The following is a 15,046-nucleotide window of genomic DNA, read 5'->3' on the forward strand; positions in this document are numbered from 1 at the left end:
TAACTCTCATTTTCGAGAGTCATATGATAAACATCGAAGTTGTCTCTAATGGACTGGTCAATTTGTGACTGTATTATCATGCTATCTATTTCTCTATTATGCGCTGGTGAGCAAGGTATCATCAGATTGACCGTTTAAGAGAATCTGCCCTTTTTCTTTAGGGTAAGCAACATCAATTGAAACGGCACCGCCTTCTCGCCATACACTGATAATCGTGTCCATATTCGCAGCCATTACAGCTCGTTTATCATCTGGAGCTGCGGCAATCACCTGTAAACCAATATCTTTCATAAAGCCCATACAAGTGGATGTTTTAACCATATCGATTTTGTTGAAAGCTTCATCGAACATAGCCAAAGAGAAGCCACCGACGATTTCACCTTCCATTGTTTCATGCAATCGATAAGTCGTAGACAAAGCAGCCGCAATCGCCAAATAGAATGGGATTTGGTGCTCACCACCAGAACCAGTCTGAATACGCTGGCTTAAGGTGGTCTTCTTGTTACCTTCCAAGTCTAATATATCGACTTCAAAGTTATAGAACTTACGGTAATCCGCTAAATCCTGTTGCTTCTCTTCATCTGAAATCAACTCTTGAATGGCTGATATCGCACGAACATGCTCAGGATCATCACTCATTTTAGGGTCAAATAATCCACCTACATTGGCTTGGTCTTGTGTGCTAAAACGCTCAACAAGATCAAGAATGTCTTTCATATCACCATTTGGATAGTAGCGGAACTGATAAACTTCCTGGTTAAACGGGCGGCGTTTAAGGCTGCCATTTAACTCACGTATAATGTGTGCTACTTGATCCAAAGAGTCTTTCAATTTAGACACATAATCAGAACGGAAGGTTTCTTCTGCTTCTCGACGAGCCAATTCTGCACGTTTAGCGTATTTGGCTAATTCTGTTTCGCTAAGAACATCTATTTGATAAGAAACATAATGTTCAAACTCTTCAAACTTAGACTCTAAGTAATCCAGCTGAGTGTCATTATCAAGATTCGCTTGATGATATTTCGCATAATGATCAGCCACTTCTTTTCGGACCTTCTGATCAAAACTGCGGGCTTTCTCATTGGCTTTTTCAGCTCGGCTAATTGCTTCTTTATAGATAGCAGCACCACTTACCATACTGCTTTCTAGTAACGAATAACGCTCACTCGCGAACTCAGCATCGTAGTTAGGGTGAGAAGTCAGGCGATTACGTTCTTCATCTAACGCTGACAGCGCAGAGCTCAATTGGCTCTTCTGAGAGTTTAACGCACCAAACTGTTCAGAAATTTGCTGACGTTCTCGATCCAGTTTTTTCTGTTCTAATTCGATGACCGCAATGCGCTCTTTTAGCTCATCAATACGTTCTTGAAGATCAGTATCATCATGCTTTTGAAGCTGTTCAATTTCCGCTTCAATGGCTTCTAGTTCTTGGTTCATTCGAGTAATGCTATGTCCCGCATTACCCAAGCTTTCCACATCAAATTGATTGTTCGCCATAACGCGACCAAGTAAGGAATCCGCTTGCTCAAGTCGCTGGTCTGCTTTCAAAAAGCTCATGAGTTCTGAACTTAACGTGGCGAGTTGCTTTTCACGAGAATCGCGCATGCCTTCTGTGTTTATGCCGACCATCATATGAGGGACAGAACGTATAGTAGAAATCGTACCCGCCAACTTCAACATACCATCGGCTGTCATAGCGCTGTCTTCTCTTAACAATTCACGCTCTGTATCAACCGGTTTAATGCCACCTAATCGACGATTTAAATAAGCCTGAGCATGATCATTATTGCAGCGTATAAAGCGCAATGTTGAATTTCTATCGCCACGGCTTAACCACAAACGGGTTTGCGTTGTATCAACAACACGACACCCCATTAATTGGCGACGGTGGGCACGGAAGATACGAATAGATTCTTCCGCGTCTTCAGGTTCTACAATCAATGCTTCACGTTGAGCGCCCAAATACCCTTCGATTGCATCTTGCCACTTTCTGTCTGTGACTTCTGCTAAATGGCTCAAAGGCGTTGCTGTGATATTGGCATCTTTTAGCAAGGCAATAAGGCGTTTAGTATTTTGAGAAAGTGGACTAACGCCACCTTTAAGAGAAGAAACATCTGACTCTAACTGCTTGCACTCATCTTTCAAGTTCAAGATCGTACGATTCAGCTCAGACCTTTGTCCAAACACAAGCGACTTTTCTTTATCCAAAATGGCATTCAGAGAGCTTAACTTTTGCGTGAGAGGTTTTAAGTTACCTTCTATTTTTCCGTTCTCTGAAATCAGCCCCTCAAATGAAGCAAATTCGTCTATTAGAGCAATTGCCTCTTTCGATAAGACATCTTTGAACGCAGTAAGCGAAGATAATAACAAGGTTAATTGACGGGCTTGTAAAACAGCTTTTTGATCTTGCTGGCCCTGCAAAACGAGCAATTTTTTATTTTGCTCCAGTTGCTGCAGTTTTAAACCAACATCAGAGTGTTCATATTGTTGCTCAAATCGAAGTAACTGACTCTGCAGCTGCTTTAACAGACTCGCTTGAGTTGTTAACTCTTCTTCAATCTCTTCTTCACGTTCTTTTTGTAACTCATACTGATCTTGGATTTCGTCTTGTTTACTGCCAAGCTCATCAAAACGTGCTTCGGTTGCAATCCATTGGTAATTGATCGCGCTTTGTTCTTGTTGATGTTTCTTATCGCAGTCTTGCTGAATCAATTTTAAATCATCAATACGCTTAGAAACTTCCAAAGTTTTGGCTTCTAACTGACGATATTCGTTCAAGGATTTTTGGTAAGCACCCACTTGAAGAGGCGCTTCTGCTAGAACAAAATCCTGCACAAAACGTGTTGGTGACGCAATAGGCACAAATTTCAATGCGTTTTTGAAATTCTTTAAGAAGGAGTCGAGCGTAATCAGCTGCTCTGAACTAGGGCTTAACTCTTCAAGGTAGCGATTAATGTACTGCGTTGCCGATGCGCTGCCTGATTTAATGTATGGATCAAGGCAAATCTTTTTAATCGATTCACGCACTTCAATCCAAGGCTTTGCTTTGTAACTTTTCCCTTCCACTACATCAATGAAATCGGTTTTTCTTGCGCCGTAATTTGGCAATACAAAACGACCTAAAATGTCTTCTTCTGGTGAAGCAAGAGAAGCACTTAATGCCAAGCCAACACTGGACTCTTTTCCTGTGATGCTGTCTTCAAAAACAAGGGCAAGATAACAAGTCGCATCTTGTCTTGGTTGTGTACCGAATACCTTTGCATTGGCTTGGCCTGAGTCAATCATACCCAAAATATAGGAGCGAATGCTTCGACCACTTGCCTTACCGTCATTGGCGCTGGCGTTGTAGTTTAAATGGCGTTTACTTGCGCCAGTTAACACAGTTTGAATAGCATCAAGCAAAGAAGACTTACCGGAACCTGTCGGCCCAATGATAGCGGTGTTGCCGCGAATCTCGATCTCTTCTGCACCAAGTAGGTACCAATTCACTAATACGATTCGATTTAGCTTTTTCATATTTAGGCCCTATTCTTGGTTTGCATCTTGTGTTGTTTCAAAATCAGAATCCGAGTCGATATCGTCTTCATCTGGATCCGCACCGTTAAATGATTCTAACTGTCTCAAATAGGCCTCTGTCACGATCAATCGAACAACAGGCGTGATATTAATCATTTGATTTTTACTGTCGTCTTCATAAGATTTGCCTCGTATCAAAACACCATGACGACTAAATAAAGCCAATATTTCTTTAAAGCGAGTTTCACTTGGAATTTCACGTTTAACTAGCTGAACAAAGCGGTCTAAAATCGTATGAGTATTGGTTGCAACAAAACCATTATCGACTTCGAAGTTTTCAATCTTCTCTTCGTAAATTTGACGAAGTACCAATAAAAACAGCGTTTCTTCGGTTTTCAATCGAACAAAGGCTTCTCGTTGAACCGGTAATACACCAGCCAAACGCTCATTTTCATTGATGTAAAGCTTCATACCTAAGGCATCAAACAAGCGATCAAAATACTCTTGATACGCTTCTAGCAATAAATAATGTTTTCGCTGCCCATGCTTATATGCGCTCGCGAATTGGTTCGCCAAAACAAAATTTGCTGTTTGTTGAAACTCTTGAGCGTCTTTCCCAGACTCTTCAACAACCTTTTTTAATTCTTTAAGCATTCGCTTTACTCCTACGTACCACTTTAAATTCGCGACATTCAACGAATTCATGTACATCCAAATACTCGTTGGTGAAGTGTATTTCAAATAAGTCTTCTAGCTTTTTCGCGCTCACACCGAGTGACCCTATGTAACGCAAATGATCAAAACAAACGAAGTCTTCAACGGACTCGATCGTAAACTCAAGAATATGTTTAGTATCCGCCGTAGCCATTTGTTTTTCTAAATAAGTTTGCATCTTAGGCACTGTAACTTGACGTGCCTCATGAAAGCGTCGCTGTTGATCACGTATTTTGATCGCATCAGCCGACACTTCAGCTGGCGTCATCACTCTTGGCGGTGGTGGCTCTCTACGCTTTGTTGGTTGTGCGGCCGAAGCCATTCCAACAAAACGAGCACCCACCACGTTTTTCAAAACGGGTAATGTCTCGAACTTGGCAACGTCTGAAATGATGCCAGAAATTTTGTTCGCCATACCAGGTCGAGAACTATCCATATAGCGTGCCGTATCTGCCGCTCGTTTTTCTAAGCGATAACGGTATTCGTCAATTCTCTCTAAGCGTTGCTCGATATTCGTGAATGTTTGAATAATATCTCGGCAATCTTTTTCAACCATGATTTCCGCTTCTGCCATGCTGATTAATTGCTGATCGGCATAACATTGCGCAACCTGATCCATCGTTTCAGGGTTCGATAAAAAGTCCTGAGTCAATTCTAGAATCTGACGACGGAAGCGAAACGGGTTGTTACTTGTCTTAATGGTTTTGTAGTCGGCAATTAAAATGCCTTCGACAAACAAATCAAAGAAACCAGCGACAATGGTTTTAGGGTCGCGGCTTGCAAAAAGCTCTTTCTGAAGGCTTCTGATACCCAATAATATTTGGTTAAGGTGCGCAGAGAAATCACGAGATGCTTCAGCCGATTGGCGTAAAGTCACACCACGCTCTTTAGGATATTTGGTAACGGATTCTAAGTTACTTAAAATACTTAAAACCGTAGCACCGTAATTGCGCTTGCCATGACGGCTGATTTCAACCAGTGACCGCAATAGCATTGAAATTTGAGGTGTCATTAAAACGCTGACACGATAGAGCTCTTGCTCTTCAACCAACCAGCCGGTATTTACCAGTCTGTGATAAATTCTTAATGCATAATCGTGAATGGTTTTTGGTGAATCAAAAGACTCTTTTTGTTCATCGTGCCATGAGAAGGTATCTACTTTGTGTAATGTATCTTCAATTGATTCAATGATAGTTGATTTATCTTTAATTGGATCTTCTGCATGATCGTAGAAAATTTCAGCAAGATCGGTTAAAACCGCTTCAATTAACGCCCTATTTGAGCCACTTAATGCCTGAAAAATCTCATCAGGAAGATGTTTAAATAACATTAATTCGACTCCATGAATCAATTAAAAGTCTCAACATACTAAGCCTTACCCAAATGCTGAGCAATGGCCGTTTGAATAGCATTTTGCACCAAGGTATCTTCGCCTATGGGAGGAAGCAGTTTGATCTCTAAATCACTGCGCTGCAAAGCTTCAATTTGAGAAGGAACGTCTTTTCTTAAGTGACGACCAACAGCCAAGAAAAGTGGCAATACCGCTACTCGTTTCACATTACTGCTTAATGCTGCAATAGCATCTTCCAATGTCGGAGTCGTCAGCTCCATGTAGGCTAAGCTGGAATTGTCTGCACCGTACATTTGGCTGATTTGTGAATATAATGATTCAAACGGTTCTTTCCAAAGAGGGTCAGGACTTCCATGTGCAAGAAGTATGATGTGATCGTATTCTTTGCGTAGCATTCTGATACCTAAAGTTTTTTGACAATTCATTTTAGCCATCCTATTGCAGAAAAAGAAGGTGCAGATAAAAAAACCTGCAAATCTATTGGATGATTTTGACAAAAAATAGCCAATATTCGTGTTCGGTTAAAAAAATCGAGAAAGCATTGATCTTATTTCGTTTTTTATCCGTATAAATTTAGAAAAACCATCGATGGAGAATGGACACAATGGTAATTCTATTATCTGGTGCAACGGGATTTATCGGACGCGTTTTGCGTCAGCGATTACTAGAAAATAATCACAAGATTTACGCATTAGTTAGAAAGGAAAAATCGGATATCGATTCAGGTATAGAGCAAGTTACGATTGATAGATTAAATTCGATAGACGTTGAATTTGATGTGTTCATTAATCTTGCAGGCGAAAATATTGCCGCTAAACCTTGGACTAAAAAACGAAAACAGGTTCTTTATTCAAGCCGAGTAGATTTGACAGAAGAAATACGAAAAAACCTTAAACACCCGCCAAAACGGGTTATCTCTATGTCTGCCATTGGTTTCTATGGCACAACAAGTACCGGCATTTATGATGAGAACACCACTCCAACCCCAAGTTTTACACATGATTTATGCAAAGCATGGGAAAATGCTGCTTTGCAATTTTCAAGCGACGTAACCAGTGTCGTAATCTTTCGTTTAGGTGTGGTTCTTGGACTTGGCGGCGCACTAGATAAAATGCGCCTTCCTTTCAAACTTGGTTTAGGCGGCCCAATCGCAGGAGGAAAGCAATGGCTGTCTTGGGTTCATATTGACGATGTTCTAAAAGCCATCATGGAAGCAATGACAGACTCTAGTTATAACGGTGTTTACAATCTTGTGTCACCACAATTTACAGATCAAAAATCCTTCGCTTTAAATTATGGACAGTCTCTTAAACGCCCTGCTTTTATACCAACGCCAAAATGGCTGATGACTTTGCTCTTGGGTGAAATGGCGAATCTACTAACAGAGGGCGCAAAAATTACACCTTATAGATTAGAGCAGAAAGGCTTTAAATTTGAATTCAGCCACTTAGACAAAGCATTAAAAGATATTGAGGAAAAATATCAGGCCAGCTCGTAGCTTACACAGACTTCTTACGCAGAACGGGCAAGCCTTTATCGTCATTTAAAGTGTTGGTGCATTTGGGATATTGAATACAGCCCCAAAAGTAACCGTTTTTACTTTTTTTCTAATTAGGTAATGACCACAAGCCCTGCAAGGATATTTCTTTGTGCTAGATGGTACGCCTTTATCGTCTTCGACTGTTACTTGGCAATCGGGGTAGTTTGAGCATCCCCAGAAGATATTGTCTTTAAAGGTTTTTCTTCGTAATGGAGAATGACAGGAGGGGCACAAATAGCGTTTCGCCCTAACCGGTTTTCCATCTTCGTTATTGGCGGTGTAGTCACAACTTGGATAAGACTCACACCCCCAAAACTCCCCTTTGCTACCTTGTTTCAACACCAACAGGCTTTCACATTTAGGGCATCGATAACGAACTTTAGCGGCTTTGATATGTGCGTCACTTTGCTCTAGGAATTCTTGCTCCCAGTTTGTGACTTTGTATGGTTGTTTCTCATCATCATTCCGCACAGATATTACTCTTTGTCCTTAAAACAAAGGACATTATCTTCTTTACAGTTTTCGTCCACTATTTCTTTGATTTTAGCGGCACCGTTACGTGCACCTTCCGCTGCAGCAGTTCCAATTTCCTTCATTGCATCCAGTGCCGCTTTACCCGCTTCTTTTGTTTCGTCTGGTATTTCGTCACTTAACTCAGAGGCTTTATCGGAAACTCCATCCGCTACCTCAGAAGAAGTGCTCTTTGTCTTTTCCCATAAGCTTGAAGCACCGCTTTTCACTTTTTCCCACATTGTTTCTTCTGCATGAGCAACAGACGAAAGAAAAACAAGAGAAATACAGATGATTTTGATTGTTTTCATAATAACCTTCACTTTTAAAAAGCCGCTCATTTTAGTTTTGCAGCGACTACTTTAATGTTTTCAACCAATCAGAAAGTTCATTCACGCCTTTTAAGCTTTGTAATTGCGGATAATTTGACAAAGCATCTTCTGCAACTTGCTCATGCTCCCAGGTGCTATGATAAGGAATATGAACAGCTTGAGCACCTAGATCCAGAATAGGCAAAATATCCGACTTCAATGAATTTCCTACCATTAAAAATTGCTCAGTCGAGATTTTGTGTCGCTCTAATATCTGACGGTACGATTCTTCCGTTTTTTCACTTACTACTTCGATGATATCGAAATAATCAGCAATGCCAGAGCGGGCCAGTTTACTTTCTTGATCAAGAAGATCGCCTTTTGTGATCACAAGCAACTTAAACTTTCCTTTCAACTCTTGAAGCACGGCTTCGATGTTCGGAAGTAACTCAACAGGTGATGCCAACATGCATTTGGCCAGTTGTATGATTTCATGTATCTCACTGCCGGACACTCGGCCTTCGGTTAATTCAATCGCGGTTTCAATCATAGAAAGCGTAAAGCCTTTCACGCCATAACCAAAGTTTTCTAAGTTACTTACTTGGATTTCTGCCAAGTGAGAGCGAATGTAGCTTTCTTCATGATAAGGCAAAAGCAGTTTAATAAACTCGTCCTGAGCATGGATAAAGATGTCTTCATTGCGCCAAAGTGTATCGTCGGCATCAAAAGCAATGGTGTTTATATTGCTATTTATTACGGTCATTTCATGTCCATTGTTGTGTGTTTTTTCAATTAAGTCCATGTATAAAGCGACTTGATCTGGAGACTCATTCAAAGCAGGAATATAGTCAAAAGCCTGACCGCCATTGGTTTCGAAGATTTCGCCTAATTCTAAAGAGACTTCTTCTAGGGTTTCAATACAATCAATTGAAAACGCAGGACTGATCACATTGATTCGCTTGGTCCCCATCGATGGCAAGGCTGTTAAAGTTGCATCGGCATAAGGTTTCAACCACTCTTCACGACCAAATCGAGATTGATAAACATGAGTCCACTCACTGTCTTCAAGCCCTAATTTTTCCGCCACCAGCTTACTGGTCGTTTCACAGCGACGAGCGTAAGGATCGCCATTTGTTACGTAACGCTTTGGAATGCCGTGATATGAAAACACCAAGTGACGACGTTCGCCTTGTTTGCTCCATTGAGCCTTAACTGAATTCGCCAAAGCCTCAATGTATAAAGGGTGATCCGCATAATCATGGATTAGCTGTAACGATGGCCAATGAGGACAGCGCTTTAAGGAAGACATTAATCGATCATAAGCAGCAGCTGTTGTCGTAGCGGAGAACTGAGGATACATTGGCAAGACTAAAATATTGTCTACGCCTTGTTCTCTTAATTTTTGAGCCGCGCTATCCACGCTCGGATTGCCGTAAGTCATTGCTAGTTCAACAGGAACTGATTGTCCTGTTTTTTGCAACAAAGCTGTTTTGAGGTTTTCTTTTAAACGGTCACTTAGCACCAGTAATGGTGAACCCTCTTCCATCCAAACTTGTTGATAAACCTTAGCTACTTTAGGCGGACGCAAAGTCAAAATAATTAGGTTTAAGATTGGCTTCCAAAGTAAAGGGTTTAAGTCAACTACTCGCGGGTCAGATAAAAACGCCTTTAAGAAACGGCGTACTTCTGGCGTTGTTGGCGCATCTGGCGTCCCTAAATTAATCATCAATACGCCATAGTTACTCGTTTTGCTCATGTCATACCTTTCATTCAATTATTTTGATTCAGCAACAGCATTATGTTTGCCATTATAAACTATAAAAACAGAGGTGATATTGAAAAAACTTAGTACTCAACTCACCCACATTCGAACCAGTGAACACACAAGGAATACGATAGTACTGATGTATAAGACCACTCTGTCTAAGTTATTTCCTCGTTTGTAGCAAAACCAGTGAAAAAACCAATAGCTAATTACCAACACAGCGAATGAGGGCAAATGAATGGCTCCTACAAAACCAGATAAACCAAATTGATTAAAAGGCTGGGCTGGGTAAATAAAGCCCACCATGGCAGCAATAGAGGTAAAAATGGCAAAACCTAGAATGGTGCCTTCAATGTTCTTTTCAGGGTTACCGCTATTCATATGAAGAAGCTGCCCCATCACTCGACCACAGTTGCCAGCGAGTAGCGAAATCACACCAAAACCTAAACCAATAGGAATGTAAGCGACTCTATTCATTTGGCGAGGGGCAATTTGGATCGACCGCAAAGTGAAGATCATAAGTAAGATTGCGAAGATAGCGACCAAGAGAAAAAATACATTAAAGGTCACGAAGTTGATCAGAGATAATAACTGAGCCCCGATTATGCCTCCCATAGCGAAACCAGGTGCAAAATTAATCATGTGCTGAAAATCCACCTGCCCTTTTTGCATCGCTCGAATCCAGGCATGTAAATGAGCTGGAATAAAGGCAACGAAGCAAGTGGCAATCACTGGCAGCATTACCTCTTCAAAGGAAACATCAAACAAAGGGAGAAAGAAATAAAAAGAAGGCAAAGCAATAAGAGCAGGAGCACATCGAATAAGGCTGCTAACAGCGCCGGCTACAGAGCCAATTAAAACCAATAACAAACACCATTCTAGTATCATAAAACAGCAAACTCAGCTTAAACACATTTCAAACAATATCGACAAAAATAAAAAAAGCAGACAAAAGCCTGCTTTTCTAATGATTCAAAGAAAGACACTAATCGCGGTATACGACGCTGCGAATCCTTTCTTGAATTAAGGTTGCTAACTTATCAGGCTGAAACTTAGATAAGAAGTCATCACAACCAACCTTCTGAACCATTGCCTTATTAAAACTACCACTTAAAGAAGTATGAAGAACAATATGAAGGTCTTTTAAACGTGGATCTTCACGCACTTCTCTTGTTAGACGATAGCCATCCATTTCTGGCATCTCTGCGTCAGTGATCATCATCAAAAGTTTTTCTGGAACGATTTCCCCACTATCTGCCCATTTCTTGAGCTTCTCGAGGCCTCGTTTACCGTCTGTAGCCGTATGAACCTTGATCCCCATGAAATCCAGAGTAGATTGACACTGAGCCAAACCAACAGAGGAATCATCAACTACTAATACTTCTAAGCCTTTAGCAAGAGAAAGTAAGTCTTCATCAATAACATCATCGCTGACAGTACTATCGTATGGTGCAATTTCAGCCAAAACTTTCTCAACATCAATAATCTCAACAATACGCTCATTAACTCGAGTAATGGCTGTTAAATAATGTTGACGGCCTGTTCCATCTGGCGGTGGTAAGATTTCATTCCAGTTCATGTTAATAATGCGATCAACATCACCTACCATAAAACCTTGGACTGTATTGTTGTACTCTGTAACGATCAGATTAGATGGCTTAGTGCGGTCTATCGGCTTCATACCAATAGACTCAGATAAATCAATAACAGGAATGGTTCTACCTCGAAAATGTGTAACACCCGCAACTGAAGGGTGTCTATGAGGCATAAGATTGAGCCTAGGAAGTTGTACTACTTCTTGAACCTTAAACACGTTGATTGCAAACATTTGCATTCCACCAAGACGGAACATAAGCAGTTCCAATCGGTTTTCGCCTACCAACTTGGTTCTTTGGTCTACAGCTTCTAACATGCTCGCCATATTTTACTCCAAACGTTTTTCTAAATGATGCTTAGATCCATTATAACCATGATATTGCATTCAGCTATGAGTTACAGTATTTTTTTGCGACAAAACAGGTGTTTAGTGTCTTACCAAATAGCTTAAACTCTTAAAGCTTAACATTTATTTATTTTTTATCACCTCAATCTACAAGAAATGCGAGCCTATTTTGCTCTATTTCGTAACACTGACTTTCACTTTAAAAACACAACACAACAAGACGAGTAATTTATGATCGATATCGGCGTCAACATCAACCATAGTTTTCTTCTGGATAACCTAGAGCAGACCCTAACTGAAATGCGAGAAGTTGGCGTTAACGGCATGATTTGTATTGCATCAGATTTAGACGAAAGCAAATTAGTACAAAAATTAGGGCAAAAGCACACTGAAATTTGGAACACCCTTGGTTGTCATCCTCATCAAGCAAAAACCTGGAGCAAAAGCAGTAAAGCGGATTTCTCCAAGCTTATCCAAACAGCAAAGCCTATCGCCATTGGAGAAACAGGGCTCGATTTCAACCGTAATTACTCTACACAAGATGAACAGTTTTATGCTTTTGATGAGCAGATCGAATTGGCACTCGAACATAATTTACCGCTTTATTTGCATGAAAGAGATGCTCATACAGATATGCTTGAACGACTTAGGCGACATCCAGAGTTGGCAAAGAAGTCGATAATCCATTGTTTTACAGGCAACCAAGAAGAGCTGAATAATTATCTAGATTTAGGACTTTATATTGGCATTACTGGTTGGGTATGCGACGAGCGTCGAGGCGCTGACTTGCAGGCTTCAGTTCCACATATTCCATTAGACAAATTGTTAATCGAAACCGACGCACCTTATTTGCTGCCAAGGAATATTCGACCAAGACCTAAGAAAAACCACCCAAAATACTTGCCTTGGGTCGCCATGGAAGTTGCTCGTTTAAAAGGTATAACATTAGAAGAGTTAACCTTAAATACTAATAAAAATACCGAGACTGCCTTTGGTATTGAGCTTAAAAGCACATGAGTTTTTGTGGCTGCTAACAGTAAAAGCTACAAAAGTGAGATTTGCTGAGAAAGAATGCTTTCCATATTAGTGTGGAAGAACGGCAGGATGCTCTCAGCGATTGGCTCAATTTGCTTCTCTATGTAATGTTCATAATCTAAATGCACTAAATCATCCGTGGTTTCATAGGGAATCACGCCTGTTATCTGGTACACATAGTAGACTCGCTTCCGTCCTTTATCATATTCGAGCGGTTGTCCAAGTTCAGACCGCTTCTGATCAATAATCGCAGCGGCTCGGACGTGAGGCGGTTTGTTCTTTGTATAAGAAGACAAGGGGCGGCTTAACTGCTTGCTGTAAACCAAAAGCTCGTCGTACTGCCCTGCTCTTAACTTTTCAATCGTGTCTTGAATGTATGGAATGGGGTTTTCATCGTTAAAGATTTTCTCAAACAAAGTTCGCTGAAACTGTCTCGCTAATGGCGTCCAGTCACTTCTGGCGGCTTCCAACCCTTTAAAGACTAATTTCCCTTTTGAACGTCCAGCGTAACGCTTCTTACTGCCTTCCTCTTGGCCTCGAATTGTGGGCATAAAGAAGCGATCATAAACTTGTTCGAATTCGAGCTCTAAATAAGAGTTTAACTGAGCATAGTCACTGCACCATTGCTGCAAACATGAATTCATGTCTGCACAAAGCTGCTCACCAAATAATTGCGGGTCAACCTGCGTATCATTCAAGGTTACAAATAAAGAATCTGTATCGCCATAAATCACTTTAGCGCCACGCTCTTCAATCCAGGCTTTGGTTCTTGCTAACAACTCATGGCCGCGCATGGTAATAGAGCTGGCTAATTCAGCATGATAAAAACGACAAACGTTGGAACCTAAAACGCCGTAAAAAGAGTTCATTATGATTTTAATGGCGTAACTTAAAATATCATTGTGAGTTCTTTTGGCTTCCTCTCTTGCTTGAGCAAGCTCAGAGATAAGGTCTGGTAGAATGGCTTTTTCTCTATCAAAGCTCGCGCCCAAAAAGCCAGGAACAAATCGGTTGTTAATTGCGTTTGATCCTTTGTTTCCCTCGTGTTGGGCAGAAACTCGCGCTAATGGATCAATATGAAAGGTGCGAATAATACTTGGATACAGACTTTTAAAATCAAACACCAAGACATTCTTATAAAGCCCTGGAATAGAAGACATTACAAAGCCGCCAGGACTGGGTACAAAATCCTCATCGCGCCAAGCCGGAGCAACAAAACCAGCTTTATGTAAACGAGGCAAATAAAGGTTTTCAAACGAAGCAACCGAGCCGCCCGGTTGTTCTAAAGGAATCCCTGTTAGGTCAACACGAGTTTGTTGTAGCTCAATTAATTTGAGTTTTTCAAAGATTCTTAACACCAAATCACAATCTTGCAAGTTATAGGCAACAAAAGCGTTTAAGTCTTCTTTGTGCAAGCGCTCTATTTCTTGCCAACGATCACCACCGTGCAATAGCTTGCTGTCGTCTAAAATTTCTTTGCTGACATTGTTTAGACTGTATGACTCAAAATGATAGCCGCCCACTTTTAGTAAAGTGATGCCATCTAACGCCACTCGCCCCGGAATACTAATAAAATATCGCCCTTGATTATCAGACGATCGAATGTTCCAACTTTCACCATTTACGCCAAATGCTGGTCGAATCCCTAATATCTGACAGCGTTGATCAATAAACTGCAGATCAAAGCCAATTAAATTCCAACCAATAAAAATATCGGGAGAATGGGTTCTCACATATCGCATAAAGGCCAATAGCAAACTTTTTTCGTCGGAAAAAGCATGAACCAACTCGGTATCAACAGGGTTCTTTGTGACAACGAAGGCGATGCGTTGGTCTTTTGCGGTAATACCAATGGATAATAAGGTATTCGTGGAAACCGAGGTTTCAATATCCAAGGACCAAACCTTCCAATCTGGACGCCAATCACCCGCAATAATTTTGGCTTGGCGATAGACTTGATTCGCCGTATCAGGAACACCAATGAACCGAACAGAGCCTCGAATATTACGTTCCATTAAATAGCGATTATGGGCTTTAATGTCTTCTTCAAAAACGGAAAAACCATTTCGCTTCACTAAGTTCACCATTTGCTGGTGGATAGTCAGACTATGGCTTTGAATAATAGTAATGGGGGCATTATCAAAAGATCGAAACTGGGATTCAGTACATTGAACCCCAGCAACGTCATTAGGAAGGCTATCGAATGGTGCATCAGTGAAAAAAACACTTTGTTGCTTGTCCGGTAGAACCTTAACGGTTCCTTCCGGTGTTTTAATAAAGAGGCTCATTTCTATCTGGCCGCCTACTTCACGAGTATGGCGGCTGACGATATAGCCATGCTTTTCTACAAACATTCAAACAA

12 protein-coding genes are annotated in these 15,046 nt (G+C 40.9%); 2 read left to right on the forward strand and 10 right to left on the reverse strand.

What is annotated here, in order from left to right; genetic code table 11:
* Positions 1-96 precede the first annotated feature (96 nt).
* Genes AC0L46_RS00655 through AC0L46_RS00670 form a run of 4 tightly spaced genes read right to left on the reverse strand, consistent with a single transcriptional unit; the run spans position 97 to position 6,006 of the window.
* Positions 97-3,516 (reverse strand): SbcC/MukB-like Walker B domain-containing protein, encoded by a 3,420-nt coding sequence (locus AC0L46_RS00655; RefSeq protein WP_473505000.1) that lies wholly within the window; start codon positions 3,514-3,516, stop codon positions 97-99.
* Between the two features lie 9 nt (positions 3,517-3,525).
* Positions 3,526-4,170, reverse strand: a complete 645-nt coding sequence (locus AC0L46_RS00660) for a DUF4194 domain-containing protein (RefSeq protein ID WP_317003981.1) — start codon at positions 4,168-4,170, stop codon at positions 3,526-3,528.
* Entirely contained in the window at positions 4,163-5,560 is a 1,398-nt protein-coding gene (locus tag AC0L46_RS00665; RefSeq protein ID WP_473505002.1) for a Wadjet anti-phage system protein JetA family protein, read from the reverse strand. Before AC0L46_RS00665 ends, AC0L46_RS00660 begins: the two co-directional genes overlap by 8 nt.
* A gap of 38 nt (positions 5,561-5,598) precedes the next feature.
* Complete coding sequence (locus tag AC0L46_RS00670) at positions 5,599-6,006, reverse strand: sirohydrochlorin chelatase (protein WP_473505004.1); 408 nt, start codon at positions 6,004-6,006, stop codon at positions 5,599-5,601.
* 179 nt (positions 6,007-6,185) lie between these two features.
* Here AC0L46_RS00670 and AC0L46_RS00675 point away from each other — a divergent pair, with 179 nt between their 5' ends.
* Positions 6,186-7,079: a TIGR01777 family oxidoreductase gene (locus tag AC0L46_RS00675; RefSeq protein WP_473505006.1), complete on the forward strand. Its 894-nt coding sequence runs from the start codon at positions 6,186-6,188 to the stop codon at positions 7,077-7,079.
* 45 nt (positions 7,080-7,124) lie between these two features.
* On the opposite strand, the gene AC0L46_RS00680 is transcribed toward AC0L46_RS00675, so the two are convergent.
* The 5 genes from AC0L46_RS00680 to AC0L46_RS00700 all read right to left on the reverse strand — a co-directional run bounded on the left by AC0L46_RS00680 (position 7,125) and on the right by AC0L46_RS00700 (position 11,628).
* Entirely contained in the window at positions 7,125-7,592 is a 468-nt protein-coding gene (locus AC0L46_RS00680; RefSeq protein WP_473505008.1) for a DNA topoisomerase family protein, read from the reverse strand.
* Between the two features lie 5 nt (positions 7,593-7,597).
* Entirely contained in the window at positions 7,598-7,942 is a 345-nt protein-coding gene (locus AC0L46_RS00685) for a hypothetical protein (protein WP_414682350.1), read from the reverse strand.
* A gap of 46 nt (positions 7,943-7,988) precedes the next feature.
* Complete coding sequence (gene hemH, locus AC0L46_RS00690) at positions 7,989-9,698, reverse strand: ferrochelatase (protein ID WP_473505010.1); 1,710 nt, start codon at positions 9,696-9,698, stop codon at positions 7,989-7,991.
* Positions 9,699-9,794: 96 nt separating this feature from the next.
* On the reverse strand, positions 9,795-10,595 hold the full coding sequence (locus AC0L46_RS00695) for a TSUP family transporter (RefSeq protein WP_473505012.1): 801 nt from the start codon (positions 10,593-10,595) through the stop codon (positions 9,795-9,797).
* A gap of 97 nt (positions 10,596-10,692) precedes the next feature.
* Complete coding sequence (locus AC0L46_RS00700; protein ID WP_414682354.1) at positions 10,693-11,628, reverse strand: chemotaxis protein CheV; 936 nt, start codon at positions 11,626-11,628, stop codon at positions 10,693-10,695.
* Between the two features lie 252 nt (positions 11,629-11,880).
* Between AC0L46_RS00700 and AC0L46_RS00705 the strand changes: the two genes are divergently transcribed.
* The gene (locus AC0L46_RS00705; protein ID WP_473505014.1) at positions 11,881-12,666 is read left to right on the forward strand and encodes a TatD family hydrolase; all 786 of its coding nucleotides are present in this window, start codon (positions 11,881-11,883) and stop codon (positions 12,664-12,666) included.
* 26 nt (positions 12,667-12,692) lie between these two features.
* Here the strand turns inward: AC0L46_RS00705 and AC0L46_RS00710 are convergent, their stop codons facing one another.
* Positions 12,693-15,038 (reverse strand): DNA polymerase II, encoded by a 2,346-nt coding sequence (locus tag AC0L46_RS00710; protein WP_473505016.1) that lies wholly within the window; start codon positions 15,036-15,038, stop codon positions 12,693-12,695.
* Positions 15,039-15,046 lie beyond the last annotated feature (8 nt).

The sequence above is a fragment of the Marinomonas sp. 15G6-16 genome (genome assembly GCF_055809555.1).